The sequence below is a fragment of the Nocardioides eburneiflavus genome, from assembly GCF_004785795.1.
Classification (GTDB): domain Bacteria; phylum Actinomycetota; class Actinomycetes; order Propionibacteriales; family Nocardioidaceae; genus Nocardioides; species Nocardioides eburneiflavus.
Genome location: NZ_SRRO01000001.1, coordinates 4,594,801 through 4,610,145, shown reverse-complemented (window position 1 = coordinate 4,610,145; position 15,345 = coordinate 4,594,801). Strand labels below are relative to the sequence as shown.

16 protein-coding genes are annotated in these 15,345 nt (G+C 72.3%); 13 read left to right on the top strand and 3 right to left on the bottom strand.

Annotated elements, in window-relative coordinates; all coding sequences use genetic code 11:
- The first annotated feature begins 15 nt into the window (after window positions 1–15).
- Window positions 16–957: a tyrosine recombinase XerC gene (locus EXE59_RS21670; RefSeq protein WP_210429096.1), complete on the top strand. Its 942-nt coding sequence runs from the start codon at window positions 16–18 to the stop codon at window positions 955–957.
- A 91-nt stretch (window positions 958–1,048) separates the two neighbouring features.
- On the opposite strand, the gene EXE59_RS21665 is transcribed toward EXE59_RS21670, so the two are convergent.
- Window positions 1,049–1,624: a M23 family metallopeptidase gene (locus tag EXE59_RS21665; RefSeq protein ID WP_135840753.1), complete on the bottom strand. Its 576-nt coding sequence runs from the start codon at window positions 1,622–1,624 to the stop codon at window positions 1,049–1,051.
- Window positions 1,625–2,056: 432 nt separating this feature from the next.
- Here EXE59_RS21665 and rpsB point away from each other — a divergent pair, with 432 nt between their 5' ends.
- The 10 genes from rpsB (at window position 2,057) to EXE59_RS21615 (ending at window position 10,802) form a co-directional block, all read left to right on the top strand.
- On the top strand, window positions 2,057–3,070 hold the full coding sequence (gene rpsB, locus EXE59_RS21660) for a 30S ribosomal protein S2 (RefSeq protein ID WP_135840752.1): 1,014 nt from the start codon (window positions 2,057–2,059) through the stop codon (window positions 3,068–3,070).
- A 115-nt stretch (window positions 3,071–3,185) separates the two neighbouring features.
- Window positions 3,186–3,998, top strand: a complete 813-nt coding sequence (gene tsf / locus EXE59_RS21655; protein WP_135840751.1) for a translation elongation factor Ts — start codon at window positions 3,186–3,188, stop codon at window positions 3,996–3,998.
- A 363-nt stretch (window positions 3,999–4,361) separates the two neighbouring features.
- Window positions 4,362–5,105 carry a UMP kinase gene (gene pyrH / locus EXE59_RS21650; protein WP_135840750.1) on the top strand — a complete coding sequence of 248 codons (744 nt, stop codon included), beginning with the start codon at window positions 4,362–4,364 and terminating at the stop codon, window positions 5,103–5,105.
- Window positions 5,106–5,159: 54 nt separating this feature from the next.
- Window positions 5,160–5,714, top strand: coding sequence for a ribosome recycling factor (frr, locus tag EXE59_RS21645; RefSeq protein ID WP_210429243.1), 555 nt, complete (start codon window positions 5,160–5,162; stop codon window positions 5,712–5,714).
- 11 nt (window positions 5,715–5,725) lie between these two features.
- Window positions 5,726–6,637, top strand: a complete 912-nt coding sequence (locus EXE59_RS21640) for a phosphatidate cytidylyltransferase (protein WP_135840748.1) — start codon at window positions 5,726–5,728, stop codon at window positions 6,635–6,637.
- A 1-nt stretch (window position 6,638) separates the two neighbouring features.
- Window positions 6,639–7,433, top strand: a complete 795-nt coding sequence (locus tag EXE59_RS21635; RefSeq protein WP_135840747.1) for an SDR family oxidoreductase — start codon at window positions 6,639–6,641, stop codon at window positions 7,431–7,433.
- Window positions 7,430–7,942: a histidine phosphatase family protein gene (locus EXE59_RS21630; RefSeq protein WP_135840746.1), complete on the top strand. Its 513-nt coding sequence runs from the start codon at window positions 7,430–7,432 to the stop codon at window positions 7,940–7,942. Before EXE59_RS21635 ends, EXE59_RS21630 begins: the two co-directional genes overlap by 4 nt.
- A gap of 77 nt (window positions 7,943–8,019) precedes the next feature.
- Entirely contained in the window at window positions 8,020–8,367 is a 348-nt protein-coding gene (locus EXE59_RS21625) for a hypothetical protein (RefSeq protein ID WP_246056982.1), read from the top strand.
- Between the two features lie 46 nt (window positions 8,368–8,413).
- Window positions 8,414–9,550: a dual-specificity RNA methyltransferase RlmN gene (gene rlmN / locus EXE59_RS21620; protein ID WP_135840745.1), complete on the top strand. Its 1,137-nt coding sequence runs from the start codon at window positions 8,414–8,416 to the stop codon at window positions 9,548–9,550.
- A gap of 82 nt (window positions 9,551–9,632) precedes the next feature.
- A complete protein-coding gene (locus EXE59_RS21615) occupies window positions 9,633–10,802 on the top strand; it encodes a glycosyltransferase family 4 protein (RefSeq protein ID WP_135840744.1) in 1,170 nt (389 codons plus the stop codon).
- 3 nt (window positions 10,803–10,805) lie between these two features.
- Here the strand turns inward: EXE59_RS21615 and EXE59_RS21610 are convergent, their stop codons facing one another.
- A complete protein-coding gene (locus tag EXE59_RS21610; RefSeq protein WP_135840743.1) occupies window positions 10,806–11,876 on the bottom strand; it encodes an LOG family protein in 1,071 nt (356 codons plus the stop codon).
- Window positions 11,877–11,940: 64 nt separating this feature from the next.
- Here EXE59_RS21610 and EXE59_RS21605 point away from each other — a divergent pair, with 64 nt between their 5' ends.
- Window positions 11,941–12,792, top strand: coding sequence for an alpha/beta fold hydrolase (locus tag EXE59_RS21605; protein WP_135840742.1), 852 nt, complete (start codon window positions 11,941–11,943; stop codon window positions 12,790–12,792).
- Window positions 12,793–12,810: 18 nt separating this feature from the next.
- On the opposite strand, the gene EXE59_RS21600 is transcribed toward EXE59_RS21605, so the two are convergent.
- Window positions 12,811–13,719 carry a serine protein kinase RIO gene (locus EXE59_RS21600; protein ID WP_135840741.1) on the bottom strand — a complete coding sequence of 303 codons (909 nt, stop codon included), beginning with the start codon at window positions 13,717–13,719 and terminating at the stop codon, window positions 12,811–12,813.
- Between the two features lie 186 nt (window positions 13,720–13,905).
- Between EXE59_RS21600 and EXE59_RS21595 the strand changes: the two genes are divergently transcribed.
- A complete protein-coding gene (locus EXE59_RS21595; protein WP_135840740.1) occupies window positions 13,906–15,345 on the top strand; it encodes a M1 family metallopeptidase in 1,440 nt (479 codons plus the stop codon).

The following is a 15,345-nucleotide window of genomic DNA, read 5'->3' as shown; positions in this document are numbered from 1 at the left end:
ACCTACGATGCGGGGGTGAGCGACAGCACGGACGAGGTCGACGGCCTGCCCGAGCAGCTGGTCCGGCTGCTCGGCGACTACGAGCGCCACCTCGTGTCCGAGCGCGACCTCGCCCCGCACACGGTCCGCGCCTACCTCGGCGACATCGCCGGGCTGCTCGACCACTGCGTACGCCTGGGCATCGACGACGTCGCCGACCTCGACCTGCGCGCCCTCCGCAGCTGGCTGGCCAAGCTGCAGACCACCGGTCGCAGCCGGACGACGATCGCGCGCCGCGCCACGGCCGCGCGGGTCTTCACCGCGTGGCTCCACCGCACCGGTCGCGTCCCGACGGACACCGGCGCGGCGCTGGGCTCGCCCAAGAAGCACAAGACCCTCCCGCCCGTCCTGCGCGCCGACGAGGCCGAGGCGCTGATCCGGTCGGCGGCGGCCCGGGCCGACGACGGCACGGCTGTCGGCCTGCGCGACGTCGCGATGCTCGAGCTCCTCTACGCGACGGGCGTCCGGGTCGGTGAGCTGGTCGGCCTCGACATCGACGACGTCGACGGCGAGCGCCGTGTCGTGCGCGTCTTCGGCAAGGGCCGCAAGGAGCGTTCGGTGCCCTACGGCGTCCCGGCCGGCCGCGCGGTCGACCGCTGGTTGGCCGGCGGACGTCCGTCCCTGCGCGTGGAGGGATCCGGGCCGGCGCTCTTCCTCGGCGTCCGCGGTCGGCGCATCGACCAGCGTGCCGTCCGCGACCTGGTGCACCGCCGGATCGCCGACGTCCCCGGGGCGCCCGACATCGGGCCGCACGGCCTGCGCCACACGGCGGCAACCCACCTGCTCGAGGGCGGGGCCGACCTCCGGTCGGTGCAGGAGCTGCTCGGGCACGCCTCGCTCGCCACGACCCAGCTCTACACGCACGTGACGACCGACCGCTTGCGACGGGCCTACCAGCAGGCCCACCCGCGGGCCTGAGCGGAGACGCGCAAGCGGATCCGCTGATGGTGGTCGAGTGAGCCGCGCCGCCGAGGGACGAGGCGGCGACCGGCTCGTACCGAGACCCGGATCAGACCAGGGAGTCCACCGGGCGCCTCCACGCCTCGAGCGGCGGAGCCCAGGGGAGACGCGGGGTGACGGGCTCGTCGCGCCACAGCGGCAGGAGCCGTACGGGCCCGCCGCCGACGAGGGTGAGCGGGTCGAGGTACGCCTCGTCCGCGCCGCGACCCGCGATCAGGCCCCAGTGCAGGCACGCCGCGGGGAAGCAGTGGCTGTCGGTGACGACGAGCCGCCCGAGGACGTCGCCGGCCATCACGCTCTGGCCGCGCTCGACGGAGGCGGCGACGGGCTCGTAGGTCGTACGCCGGCTCCCGTGCACCACGGTGACCACGGGCTTGCCCCCGATCGACCCCGCGAAGCCGACGGTCCCGGCGAGCGCGGCCCGCACCGCCTGCCCCGGCGAGCCGGCGAGGTCGGCGCCGCGGTGCCCGGGGGCGTACGGGTGCGGGGGCGGTTCGAATCCCCGCACCACCTCGGGCTCGGGGTCGAGCGGCCACATCCCACCCTGGTCCTCCGACGCCGACGTGGCAGGGGAGGAGCCGAGCAGCACCAGGACCGTGAGGGCGACGGACAGGAGGGCGCGCATCGGGCGATCGTCGCCCCTGTCGGGCCCACCTGCGACGCACGCCCCGCGCGTCTGTGGACGACCCGCCGACAGGGGCGGCTGTGGACGGTTCGCGGCCACCGGATCCCCGCTCGGCCGGTGTCGTGACGACGGCCTCACCCGGATTCGCCGATGCGGGAACGGAGGGCCTACGATGTCCGGAGCAGTCCTCACGGACTGACTTCGCACGCTCGCTGACCGCGTCGGAATGCATCCCTGGTTCCGGACCGCCCGTGGGCGTCGGTCCTCAGTTCCGCCAGCTCCACCGCTGCGGATCGGACCGGCGCGCGAGCGTCAGGGCTCCCGGCACCCGCCGGGCGCAGCAACTGAAAACCAACAGGAGTCCGCTCCCGGTCCGCACCTGCATCAAGGTCGGGCACGTCGGCGAGCGCCTCCGCAACAACAGGAGAACCCATGGCAGTCGTCACCATGCGCCAGCTGCTCGAGAGCGGCGTCCACTTCGGTCACCAGACCCGTCGCTGGAACCCCAAGATGAAGCGCTTCATCATGACCGAGCGCAACGGCATCTACATCATCGACCTGCAGCAGTCGCTCGCCTACATCGACCGCTCGTACGCCTTCGTCAAGGAGACGGTCGCCAAGGGCGGCGTCGTCATGTTCGTCGGCACCAAGAAGCAGGCCCAGGAGGCCATCGCCGAGCAGGCGACGCGCGTCGGCATGCCCTACGTCAACCAGCGTTGGCTCGGCGGCATGCTCACCAACTTCCAGACGGTGCACCAGCGGATCAACCGCCTCAAGGAGCTCGACGACGTCGACTTCGACACCGTCGCCGGCTCGGGTCGCACCAAGAAGGAGCTCCTGCAGATGAAGCGGGAGCACGCCAAGCTCGAGAAGACCCTCGGCGGCATCCGCGAGATGTCCAAGGTCCCCTCCGCGGTGTGGATCGTCGACACCAACAAGGAGCACCTGGCCGTCGAGGAGGCGCGCAAGCTGCGGATCCCGATCATCGGCATCCTCGACTCCAACTGCGACCCCGACCTCGTCGACTTCCCGATCCCGGGCAACGACGACGCCATCCGCGCGGTCGGCCTGCTGACCCGCGTGGTCGCTGACGCCGTCGCCGAGGGCCTCGTGGCCCGATCGGGTTCGAAGGCCACCGACGGTGACGAGTCCGTCGGCGCCGAGGAGCCGCTCGCCGAGTGGGAGCGCGAGCTCCTCCAGGGCGACGCCGAGAAGACGGCTGCGGCCGCCACCGGTGACGCTGTCGCCGAGACCCCGGCCTCCGAGGCCACTGGTGCCGCTGCCGAGGCCCCGCAGGCCGAGGCCGCCGCCGAGGCTGCGACCGACGCTCCTGCCGAGGCCCCTGCCGCCGAGACCGCTGCTGCCGAGGCGCCCGCCGAGGCTGCTGCCGAGGAGCCGGCCGCCGAGGCGACCGCCGTCGAGGCCGAGGCCGACAAGAAGGACTGAGCCGGTCGCGCCGGTCGCTGGCCCCCGCCCGCGGCCGGCGCCCCGCACCGTCCCCACGCGCCGGCTCGCGGAGCCGGACGCTGAACTCTCTGGATCGAAGGAAGAAGGACCGATCATGGCCAACTTCACCGCTGCCGACGTCAAGAAGCTCCGTGAGCTGACCCAGGCCGGGATGATGGACTGCAAGAAGGCGCTGACGGAGACGGACGGTGACTTCGACAAGGCCGTCGAGCTGCTGCGCGTCAAGGGTGCCGCCAAGGCTGCCGCCCGCGGCGCCGAGCGCGAGGCCGTCGCCGGCCTCGTCGCCACCGCCGGCAACGCGCTGGTCGAGCTCAAGAGCGAGACCGACTTCGTCGCCAAGAACGAGGACTTCATCGCCAAGGCGCAGCAGATCGCCGAGGTCGCCAACGACGTCAAGGCCACCGACACCGAGGCCCTCAAGGCCGCGGAGCTCGACGGCAAGACCGTGGGCGAGGTGGTCCAGGACCTGGCCATCACCATCGGCGAGAAGATCGAGCTGGGCGAGGTCGCCTACTTCGAGGGCACCACCGTCACCTACATGCACAAGCGTGCCGCCGACCTGCCCCCCGCCGTGGGCGTGCTGGTCGAGTTCGAGGGTGACGAGGCCGCCGCGCGCGGCGCCGCGATGCAGATCGCGGCGATGAAGGCCCAGTACCTCACCCGCGACGAGGTCCCGGCCGACGTCGTGGAGTCCGAGCGCTCGATCGCCGAGCAGAAGACCCGCGAGGAGGGCAAGCCCGAGCAGGCGATCGCCAAGATCGTCGAGGGTCGCCTCGGTGGCTTCTTCAAGGAGATCGTGCTGCTCGAGCAGGAGTCGGTCACCGAGTCCAAGAAGTCGGTCAAGGCCGTCCTGGACGAGGCCGGCACCACCGTGACGCGGTTCGCCCGCTTCGAGGTCGGCGCCTGAGCCACGCTCCACCTGAGCAGAGCTGGGGCCCGTACGCACCGCGTACGGGCCCTGGCTGCATTTCGGGATCCACGAGTCTGGGGAACGAACGACAGGCCGGTCAGACCCGATCGCCTGCGGTCGGTTCCCCACGGGCGAGCACGTCGCGACAGGTGTCCGCCCAGGTGCGGCGACGCGGTGGCGGTGGCACAGCCACCTCCGGGCGCTCGGCAATGTCGCTGGACCACCGCCCGCCGGCGCGTCGTACGGTGACACCGGGCCGGCGGTGGCACAGCCACCTTCTGCGCCGTGGAATGCGGCTCACGCACCGCCCGGCGGGACAGCCGGGTTCGACCCCCGGGGCTGCTGGCCGGTAGGTTTCGGATGACCCACCCGGCGCTCGAAGGGAAGCACGTGGCGTACAAACGAGTCCTCCTCAAACTCTCCGGTGAAGTGTTCGGCGGAGGCGAGGTGGGGTTGGACCTCGACGTCATCAACGCCGTCGCGGCCGAGGTGGCGGAGGTCGCCAAGTCGGGCGTGCAGATCGCGATCGTCGTGGGTGGAGGCAACTTCTTCCGTGGCGCCGAGCTCCAGCAGCGCGGCATGGAGCGTGCCCGCGCCGACTACATGGGCATGCTCGGCACCGTGATGAACTGCCTGGCGTTGCAGGACCTGATCGAGAAGCACGGCGTCGAGACCCGCGTGCAGACCGCCATCACGATGGGCCAGGTCGCCGAGCCCTACATCCCGCGCCGTGCGATCCGGCACATGGAGAAGGGCCGCGTCGTGATCTTCGGCGCCGGCGCCGGCATGCCGTTCTTCTCCACCGACACCGTCGCCGCCCAGCGCGCTCTCGAGACCCGCTGCGAGGTGATCCTGATGGGCAAGCAGGGCGTCGACGGCGTCTACGACTCCGACCCCAAGCAGAACCCCGACGCGGTGAAGTTCGACGAGCTCACCTACGACGAGTACCTCGCCCGCGACCTCAAGGTCGCCGACGCCACGGGCATCGCGATGGCGCGCGACAACAAGATGGCCATGGTCTTCTTCAACCTCTCCACGCCAGGCACCATCGTGCGCGCGGTGCGGGGTGAGAAGATTGGCACGCTGGTCAGCAGCTCGGTCTGACCGGGCCGAGCTCCCACCCGCACCACGGACGTACGACGAGAGAGAGCAACCGTGATCAACGACGTCATGAACGATGCCGACGCCAAGATGGGCAAGTCCGTCGAGGCGACCCGCGAGGAGTTCGCCGCGATCCGCGCCGGTCGTGCCAACCCGGCGATGTTCGCCAAGATCACGGCCGACTACTACGGCACCCAGACGCCCCTGCAGCAGCTGGCCAGCTTCACCTCGCAGGACGCCCGCACGATCCTGATCCAGCCGTTCGACGTCGGGGCGATGTCCGCGATCGAGCGAGCCATCCGCGACTCCGACCTCGGCGTGAATCCCGCCAACGACGGCAGGGTGCTGCGCTGCGTCTTCCCTGAGCTGACCGAGGAGCGCCGCAAGGAGTTCATCAAGCTGGCCAAGGCGAAGGCCGAGGACGGGCGCGTGTCCGTGCGCAACGTGCGCCGCACCGCCAAGCAGGCCCTCGAGAAGCTCGAGAAGGACGGCGAGGTCGGCAAGGACGACGTCACGGGCGCGGAGAAGCGCCTCGACGCCGTCACCAAGACCCACACCGACAAGATCGACGAGCTGCTCAAGCACAAGGAAGCCGAGCTGCTCGAGGTCTGAGCGCCCCTTCGATGACCACACCCGAACCCCCGGCGGCGCCGGCTCCCGAGCCCGGAGCGACGAGCCCGGCGCCCAAGGACCACGGTCGCGCGGGGCGCGACCTGCGTGCCGCCGTCACCTCGGCGGTGCTCCTGGTCGCGGCGATCCTGCTGTCGCTGCTGTTCTGGAAGCCCGCCTTCATGGGCATCGTGGCGATCGCCGTGGTGGTCGCCGTCTGGGAGCTGCACAAGGGCCTGTCCGCCAAGGGCATCGACATCCCCGAGCAGCCGCTGATGCTGGGCGGCGTCGTGATGGTGGTCGTCGCCTACGTCTGGGGCGCGCCCGCGCTCGTGACCGCCACCGCCGTCACTGCGCTCGTGATCATGCTGTGGCTGCTGCGACGCGGCGTCGACGGCTACGTCAAGAACGCGACCGCCTCCGTCTTCACCCTCGTCTACGTCCCGTTCCTCGCCTCCTTCGTCGCGCTGCTGCTCGGCGAGGGCGGGAAGGCCCCGGCCCTCGGGCTCGACCTCGACGACCCGGGCATGCGGGGCGTGGTCACCTTCATCGCGATCACCGTCGCCTCCGACACCGGTGGCTACGTCGCGGGCGTCCTCTTCGGCAAGCACCCGATGGCCCGGGTGATCTCGCCGAAGAAGTCGTGGGAAGGGTTCGTCGGCTCGATGGTCGGCACCATCGCCGTGGGCGTCTGGCTGGTGACGGCGTTCCTGGGCGGCGACTGGTGGGTCGGGGTCCTGCTCGGCGTGATCGCCGCGGTCATGGCCACGCTGGGCGACCTGTGCGAGTCGGTGATCAAGCGCGACCTCGGCATCAAGGACATGAGCCAGGTCATCCCGGGCCACGGCGGACTGATGGACCGCCTCGACTCGCTGCTGGCGACGGTCGCGCCGATCTGGCTGGTCCTCTACTACCTGGTCTTCTGAGGTGCGGCTCCTCGTCACGGGTGGTCGTACGGGCTACCTCGGTCGGCGCGTCGTCGCCGCGGCGGCGCACCACGAGGTGGTGGCGGTCGGCTCCGCGGACGCTGACGTACGCGATCCTGCGGCGGTCGACGCACTCGTCGACCGGCACCGGCCCGACGTCGTCGTGCACACCGCGTACGTCCAGGCGGATCCCGAGGTGACGGGCGCGGGCGCCGTCCACGTCGCGCGGGCCGCCGCACGTGTCGGGGCGCGGCTGGTGCTGGTGTCGTCGGACGTGGTGTTCGGCGGTCGCCCGGTGCCCTACGACGAGTCCGCGACGCCGGACCCGGTGTCGGCCTACGGCGTGGCCAAGGTCCTGGCCGAGACCGCGGCACTCGCGTCGAACCCGGACGTCGTCGTGGCCCGCACGTCGCTGATCCTGGGGGACGGTGAGTCCGGGCACGAGCGGCTGTTCCGGTCGCTGGCCCTCGGCGCCCACGGTGCGCTCTTCGAGGACGAGCGACGCTGCCCGGTCCACGTCGAGGACCTGGCGGCCGCCCTGGTGGAGCTCGCCGCCAACGACGTGCGCGGCGTGCTGCACCTCGGCGGCGCCGACGCGACGAGCCGCCTCGAGCTCGGTCGCCTCGTCGCCCGTCGCGACGGCCTGGACGCCACCGTCCTGCGTGCCGGCCGTCGGGCCGACCTCCCCGACCCCGGCCCCGTCGACGTACGCCTCGACTCGTCCCTCGCCTCGCGGCTCCTCGCGACGCGGCTGCGTGGAGCACGCGAGTTCCTGGCGCCGGGGACGACACGATGACCCTCCACCTGGTCCGGCACGGCCGTCCGCTCGTCACCCCCGGCGTGCCCGCCGCCGAGTGGGACCTCGACCCGGCGGCGTACGACGACGTGTGGGCGCTGCGGGCCTCCGGTCGGCTGCCAGCGCGGGCAGCGTGGCTCACCTCCCCCGAGCCGAAGGCGGTGCAGACCGCCCAGCTCCTCACCGACGGCGACGTCGGTGTCCTGCCCGACCTCCGCGAGCACCAGCGCACGGGGGAGTGGGTGGAGGACTTCGCCGGAGCCGTCCGGCGCGCGTTCGACCACCCGGACCGCCCGGCGCTCGACGGGTGGGAGCCCCTCGACGACTGCCGCAGGCGGGTGGCCGCCGCCGTACGCGGGGTGCTGGAGGTGCACGCCGGCGCGGACGTCGTGCTCGTCGGGCACGGCACCGCATGGACGCTGGTGGCGGCGGACCTGACCGGGCAGGCGCCCGACCTCGGGCGCTGGGCGGCGCTGGCGATGCCGGACGTCATCCGGGTCGATCCGTGATCCGCGGCACCCGGTCGAATTCCCTCTCACCGCGTGCCCGCCGTCGTCGCACGTCGTCGACCGCCTAGGCTGACCTGGTGGAGACGCACGAGGCCCAGCAGGGCGAGCTGCCGCAGGACCGCCACTTCGAGTGGTGGCACCACAGCCACCCGACCTTCGCCGGCATCACCGGGTTCTTCGCCGGGATGCTCTACGTCACGGCCGTGCCCGGCGCCTTCGTGGGCATCCTCCGGCTGCTCTTCACCTACGAGACCGCCGAGAGGCTCTTCCCGTTCGTCCTGCTCGCCCTGGCGCTCCCGATCGCGATGCTGGTCAAGCGCAAGACCCGGCGCTTCGCCCAGTTCATGTTCGTCGGCATGGTCGTGACGGCGCTCGTGGTGCTGGGCGTGGCGTCGCTGGTGCTCTACTTCATGGTCGACGCCTGACCCGCTGAATCGCCCCGGCAGCCGCCGGGATGGGACACTCGGCATGATGTCCGACTCAACTCAGCAGCCGATCAAGACCCTGCCCCTCGTCTTCGACGAGCCGCGCGGCCGCAAGAAGCCGCCGCCGCACCTCGCCGACCTCGACGAGGCCGGCCGCAAGGCGCGGCTCGAGGAGATGGGCCTGCCGGGCTTCCGTGCCAAGCAGCTCTCCACCCACTACTTCTCCCGCCTGGTCGACGACCCGGCCGAGATGACGGACCTCCCGGCCGGCCAGCGCGACGAGCTGGTGTCCGCGCTGCTGCCACACCTGATGACGCCGCTGCGGACCATGGAGGCCGACAGGGGCACCACCCGCAAGACGCTGTGGAAGCTCTTCGACGGCGCGCTCGTCGAGTCGGTGCTGATGCGCTACCCCGACCGCGCCACGATCTGCGTCTCGAGCCAGGCCGGCTGCGGCATGGCGTGCCCGTTCTGCGCCACCGGCATGGGCGGCCTCCAGCGCAACATGTCGACCGCGGAGATCGTCGAGCAGGTCGTCGCCGGCGCCCGTTCGCTGGCCCGCGGCGAGGTCCCCGGCGGCCCCGGTCGCGTGTCCAACGTGGTGTTCATGGGCATGGGCGAGCCCCTCGCCAACTACAAGGCGGTCATCGGGGCCGTACGTCGCCTCACCGACGCCTCGCCGGCCGGACTCGGGATGAGCGCCCGCGGGGTCACCGTCAGCACCGTCGGCCTCGTGCCCCGGATCAACCAGCTCGCCGACGAGGGCATCCCGGTCACTCTCGCGCTGAGCCTGCACGCGCCCGACGACGAGCTGCGCAACGAGCTGGTCCCGATCAACACCCGCTTCTCGGTCGCCGAGACCGTCGAGGCCGCCTGGAACTACGCGGCGAAGACCAAGCGCCGGGTCTCCATCGAGTACGCCATGATGCGTGGCATCAACGACCAGGCCCACCGCGCCGACCTGCTCGGCGACGTGCTCAACTCCTACGGTGACTGGGGGTGGGTGCACGTCAACCTGATCCCGCTCAACCCGATCGAGGGCTCGAAGTGGACCGCCTCGGACCCTGCTGACGAGCGGGAGTTCGTCCGCCGCCTCGAGGCCAAGGGCATCCCGACGACCGTCCGCGACACCCGCGGCCGGGAGATCGACGGCGCCTGCGGGCAGCTCGCCGCCAAGGAGTAGCCCCCGTAGCGTCGGGCACCGTTCACGTGTCCTTCGCCGGGACCGGGGCAGGTGTTGCGGGTCGCTTCCTAGCGTCCGTGGCATGGACCTGCTCGAGAGGCGGCGTCGCAGCCGCACCACCCCCTCCCGGCTCCGCGTGCTCGTGGTCACCGAGTCGTTCCTGCCGCAGGTCAACGGCGTCACCAACTCGGTGCGCCGGGTGCTGGAGCACCTGGCGGCGGAGGGCCACGAGGCCGAGCTGATCGCACCCACCGGCCCCGAGGTGTACGCCGGCTTCCCGGTCAGGCACGCGCGGGGCGCGAGCCTGCCGTTCTACGCCGACTTCCGGATCGGTCTGGAGACGCGGCGGCGGCTCCGGGCGGCGATGGAGCGGTTCGATCCCGACGTGGTGCACATCGCCTCGCCGGCCACGCTCGGCCACCAGGCGGCGAAGGCGGCGCGCTCGCTCGGGATCCCCACCGTGGCGATCTACCAGACGGACCTCGTCGGGTTCGCCGACCGCTACGGCGTGCCGGGCGGCGCCCGTGCCATGGAGTCGCTCACCCGCCGGATCCACCTCGGCGTGGACCGGACGCTGGCCCCGTCGACGGCCAGCATCGCGCAGCTCGCCCGGCTCGGCATCGACGACGTCGCCCGCTGGCCGCGCGGGGTGGACCAGGTGCTGTTCGAGCCGGCGAAGCGGGACGAGGCGCTGCACGCAGAGCTGGCTCCGAACGGCGAGGTGCTCGTCGGGTACGTCGGTCGACTGGCGGCCGAGAAGGAGCTCGAGCTCCTCGCCCACGTCGAGCGGCTGCCGGGCGTACGGCTGGTGCTCGTCGGTGGCGGGCCGGAGGAGGGGCGCCTGCGTGCGCTGCTCCCCGGAGCGGCGTTCCTCGGCGTGCTGCACGGCGACGAGCTCGCCCGGGCGTACGCCACGCTCGACGTCTTCGTGCACACCGGGCGCCACGAGACCTACTGCCAGTCCGCCCAGGAGGCGCTGGCCAGCGGGGTGCCGGTGGTCGCGCCGCGCTCCGGCGGACCGATCGACGTCGTCGACGACACCGTCGCCGGCTTCCTCTACGAGCCCGGCGACGCGGGGGAGATGGTGGCCCACGTCGCGCGGCTGGTGGCGCAGCCGGTGCTGCGGCGTCGGATGGCGGCCGCGGCCCGGCTCAGCGTGCGCGACCGGACGTGGCGGGCGGTCAACGACCTGCTGGTGAGCCACTACCGCGAGGTGAGCGCCCCGGCCGGGACGACGCGCCGGGCCGGCTGACGCCTACCCGGCCACCACGTCCACGGCCTCCTCGACGCTGTCGACCAGGTGGACGTACGGCCCCATCTCCCGGTCGCGGGCCAGGGCCTGCAGCAGCGGCCAGACCGGCAGGTCCTCCGTCCAGTGGCGCCGTCCGACGAGCACCATGGGCGCGACCGCGGACGCGTCGGCGTAGTAGTTCTCGCAGGCGTCCTGGAAGACCTCCTGCACCGTCCCGGCGGCCCCCGGAAGGAAGACGATGCCGGCGTTGCAGACCTCCAGCAGCACGGCCTCGCGCGGCGCGTTGTGGAAGAACTTCGCGATCGACGTGGCGAAGACGTTCGGCGGCTCGTGGCCGTAGTGCCACGTCGGGATGCCGAGCGACTCCCGCCCGCCGCTCGTCGCCCCCACCACGTCGAGCGCGACCCGCGCCCACGCGCCCACGTCGGGGCCGAACGACGGAACCGCCGCCACGGCCGCCAGGGCGGAGTCGAGGTCCTCGGGGATGTACGCCCCGAGGTTGGCCGCCTCCATCGCGCCCGGTCCGCCACCCGTGGCGACGATGAGGCGGTCGGCGAGTGCGTGGCCGAGGCGCACTGCGTCGGCGTACGCCGGGGTCCCGCGCTCGAGCGCGTGCCCGCCCATGACGCCGACGACGTCGCGGCCCACCACCCAGGCGGCCAGTGCCGCGTCGACGTGGTGGTCGTGCAGCGCCATCGCGAGGGTGTCGTCCGGACCGTCGCCGCGGCGCGACCAGGCGTACGCCCGCGCGTCGCGGCTGTCCTCGTAGCGGGGCGTGTCGTAGAGATCGCCGGGGGAGTAGAGGGTCGCCCGGTAGGTGTCGACCGGTACGCCGGGGATCTCGTGCAGCACCATCGCGCCCGCCCGGCGTACGGCGTCGTCGTCCCCTTCGGCGAACTCGCACCCGAGGAACAGCGTTTGCTCGAGCGAGCGCCCCAGCAGGGCGGGACCGCGGTCGGTGAGGTCGAGCCCGACCAGGCGCCATCCGGTGAGCGAGGTCGCGCCGGTCGCGAGCCGCCGGTCGAGCTCGGCCAGGGAGGTGACGTCGACGAGGCGTCCGTGGGAGTGCTTCACGGGCCCAACCTAGGTCGCCCGTCTTGGTGATGGAGGCGGGGGCGGCCCCGAGTAGCGTGCGGCCATGGGCGCGCCGGTCCCGTTCGCGGTCGCAGGCATCGTCGGCTGGGTCCGGGACGCCGACGAGGACCGCCGCGTGCTGCTGCTGCACGGCGGTCCCGCGATGTCGTACCGCTACCTCGACGGCCTGCTCGACGTGCTGACCGACTGGAGCATCGCGTCGTTCCAGCAGCGGGGGCGCGACCCCAGCACGACCCAGGGTCCGTTCGACGTGCCCACCTCGCTCGCCGACATCGGCCACGTCCTCGACCACCTGGCCAGGTGTGGCTGGCACCGACCACTGGTGGCCGGCCACTCGTGGGGTGGCCACCTGGCCTGGCACGTCGCCGCGACGCTCGGCGACCAGGTCGGTGGGGTGCTGGCGATCGACCCGATGGGCGCCGTCGGTGACATGGGGATGGCCGGCTTCACCGAGGAGCTCCGCCGGCGCACCGATGACACGGTGCTGGAGCGCTACGACGAGCTGGAGGCGGCGTGGGCGTCGCCCGGTCTCACGTCCGCAGAGGTGATCGAGCAGGGTCGGCTCCTGATGCCGGCCTACTTCGCCGACCCGGCGCGCGCGGGGGAAGTGGCCGACGACTGGGTCGCCTGCCACGTCTTCGACTCGCTGGTGGCGTCGGCCGACGCCCTGCAGCCCTGGCTGGTCGCGGCCCTGCGCGCCGTACGGGTGCCGCTGGGCGCCGTGCACGGCGAGCGGAGCCCCATTCCCCTCACCGCGACCACGGAGGCGGTCGCGCTGGTGCCGGGCGCCTGGGCCGAGGTGGCCGAGGGCGCCGGGCACTTCGTCTGGCTCGAGGCCCCGGACGCAGTGCGTCGGGCCATGGAGCGGCTGCGGTCCGAGGTCGCCGCTCGATGACCCGCGCGCGGTCCCTCGTCAGAACGCGTGCGCCATCAGCTCCCCGAACAGCTCCTGCTCGTCGACCCCGAGGCCGCGCGAGCGGAACCAGGCGCACATGTTGGCGCAGTCGCGCAGCAGGAAGTCCATGCCGCGGGGGTTGCCGACGAGGTCCACCATCTGCGGCAGGTCGATGATGACGAGCCGGTCGCCGGCGGCCAGGGTGTTGTAGGGCGAGAGGTCGCCGTGCACGAGCCCCGCCTGGACCAGGGTGGCCATCGCGTCGCGGAGCTGCTCGTAGTAGCCCTCGACGACCGAGGGGTCGGGACGGACCTGGGACACCCGCGGCGCCGTCTCGGCCTCCCCGCCGACGGTGACCGTGATCCACTCCATGAGGATCTCGGTCTCGTCGATCTGGACCGGGTACGGCACCGGGAGGCCGAGCTCCCAGCAGCGGCGGAGCGCGTTCCACTCCGAGACCGCCCACTCGCCGGCCGCGACCTGACGGCCCCAGGTCGACTTGCGCTTGAGGGCGCGGTTGTCGCGCGAGCGCTTCATCGACCGGCCCTCGGTGTAGGACGCCGCGCGGTGGAACGAGCGGTGGTCGGTGTCGCGGTAGCGCTTGGCGGCCATCACGACAGCGGTCTCCGGGCGGTGCGGGTCCTCGCGCTCGAGCAGGAAGACGTCGGCCTCCTTGCCCGTCTTGAGGACGCCGAGCTCGGTGTCGACGGCGCCGCTGGAGGTCACGACCCAGTCGGGGCGTGGCTCGGGACCCTTCATCAGGGCTTCGAGGTCCTCCCAGCGGGACCAGCGCTGACCCTCTCCGAGCTCGTCGGAGTAGGTGTCGTAGGTGAAGACGAACGACTCGTCGATGCCCTCGAGGGGCGAGCGGTCGTCAGGCCGGAGGAAGTCCTCCGGGAACGTGCGATCGGTGTGCAGGTGGGACAACGTGGGTGCTCCGTGTGTGCGAGAGGTGGTCGGCGGGCAGGCCGGGGACAGTCGTCGACATGTCACGGCTCCTCTCGTGTCGGGGCACCGGCGTACGGGGGCACGCGGCGGGCGGGTGTCGCCGGAGCCATCGTCCACGGGCGCCGGTCGCCAGCGCAACGGAATTAGGCGCGCTAGGTTCGGACGGTGTCCACGCGAACGATGTCCCGGCCCCTGCTGTCCGTCGCGCTGCTGGCGTCCCTCGCGGTCGCGTTCACCGGGGTGCCCGCCACTGGCGAGGTGCGTGCCGCTGCGCCGGTCGACGGCGCGTCCGGGATCGGCGACCCCTACTGGCCGCTCGACGGCAACGGCGGCATCGACGTGCGGTCCTACCGGATCGCCAACCGCTACGCGCTGGCGACCAAGCGGCTCAGCGGGCGGACGACGGTCGAGCTGACGGCGACCCAGGACCTGTCCAGCTTCTCCCTCGACTTCCTGCTGAAGGTCTCGGACGTGACGGTCGACGGCGTCGAGGCCGACTTCGAGAAGACCGACGGGGGACACGAGCTGCGGATCACGCCCGCCCAGCCACTGGCCGCGGGCACCGAGCACGCGGTCGTGGTGCGGTACGCCGACCGGCCGTCCAGGCGCGCGTACGCCGGGGAGCGCAACTGGCTGGCCAGCAAGCGCGAGGTCGTCACGATGAACGAGCCCCACATGGCCCCGTGGTGGTTCCCCGCCAACGACCACCCGCTCGACAAGGCGGTCGTCGACGTCCGGGTCCGCGTCCCCAACGGCCGCGAGGTCATCTCCAACGGCGAGCTGAAGGGCAGGAGGGTCGGCAGGAGGAACACCACGTGGCACTGGCGCGCGGACGAGCCGATGGTGCCCTACCTGGCCTTCTTCGCGGCGGGCGACTTCACCATCGCGAAGGGCCGGCACCGGGGCCTGCCGTGGCTCGTCGCGGTCTCCCAGCGGCTGAGCAAGGGCGACCAGGCCGCGAGCATGCGCCTGATGAAGAAGACTCCGGCCGTCGTCGCCGGGCTCGAGAAGGACCTCGGCCCGTACCCGTTCTCGGTCGTCGGAGGCATCACGACCGGCCTCAACCCTGGCTTCGCGCTGGAGAACCAGACCCGTCCGACCTACCCGGCCGTCGGCGCCGGCTACACCAGCCTCGTCGTCCACGAGCTCGCCCACCAGTGGTTCGGCGACGACATCGCCGTCCAGCAGTGGTCCGACATCTGGCTCAACGAGGGCTTCGCCACCTTCATGGAGTGGCGGTGGGCCGAGACCCACGGTGGTCGCTCGGGCGCCTCGGTCCTCCGCAGCTACTACGACAACGTCGCCCCCGCCTCGGAGTTCTGGGAGGTCGTCGTCGGCGACCCCGGCGCGGCGAGCATCTTCGACTCCGCCATCTACGGCCGCGGCGCCATGACCCTCCAGGCGCTGCGCAACCGCGTCGGCGACGCCGTCTTCTGGCGGATCGTCCGCACCTGGATCCGCGAGCAGGAGGGCGGCAACGGCTCCAGCGCGGAGTTCGAGGAGGTGGCCGCGCGAGTGAGCGGGCAGGACCTGGGCGCGTTCTTCACGGCGTGGCTGCGCACCCCGTCGAAGCCGGCGGCCACCGCCGACAACGGGCTGGCCTGA

Bases quoted from the DNA above. Each gene is read 5' to 3' on its own strand.
- EXE59_RS21630 (WP_135840746.1), top strand. From the start codon at position 7,430: ATGACCCTCCACCTGGTCCGGCACGGCCGTCCGCTCGTCACCCCCGGC.
- tsf (WP_135840751.1), top strand. From the start codon at position 3,186: ATGGCCAACTTCACCGCTGCCGACGTCAAGAAGCTCCGTGAGCTGACC.
- EXE59_RS21640 (WP_135840748.1), top strand. From the start codon at position 5,726: ATGACCACACCCGAACCCCCGGCGGCGCCGGCTCCCGAGCCCGGAGCG.
- pyrH (WP_135840750.1), top strand. From the start codon at position 4,362: ATGACCCACCCGGCGCTCGAAGGGAAGCACGTGGCGTACAAACGAGTC.
- EXE59_RS21615 (WP_135840744.1), top strand. From the start codon at position 9,633: ATGGACCTGCTCGAGAGGCGGCGTCGCAGCCGCACCACCCCCTCCCGG.
- EXE59_RS21605 (WP_135840742.1), top strand. From the start codon at position 11,941: ATGGGCGCGCCGGTCCCGTTCGCGGTCGCAGGCATCGTCGGCTGGGTC.
- EXE59_RS21665 (WP_135840753.1), bottom strand. From the start codon at position 1,624: ATGCGCGCCCTCCTGTCCGTCGCCCTCACGGTCCTGGTGCTGCTCGGC.
- rlmN (WP_135840745.1), top strand. From the start codon at position 8,414: ATGTCCGACTCAACTCAGCAGCCGATCAAGACCCTGCCCCTCGTCTTC.
- rpsB (WP_135840752.1), top strand. From the start codon at position 2,057: ATGGCAGTCGTCACCATGCGCCAGCTGCTCGAGAGCGGCGTCCACTTC.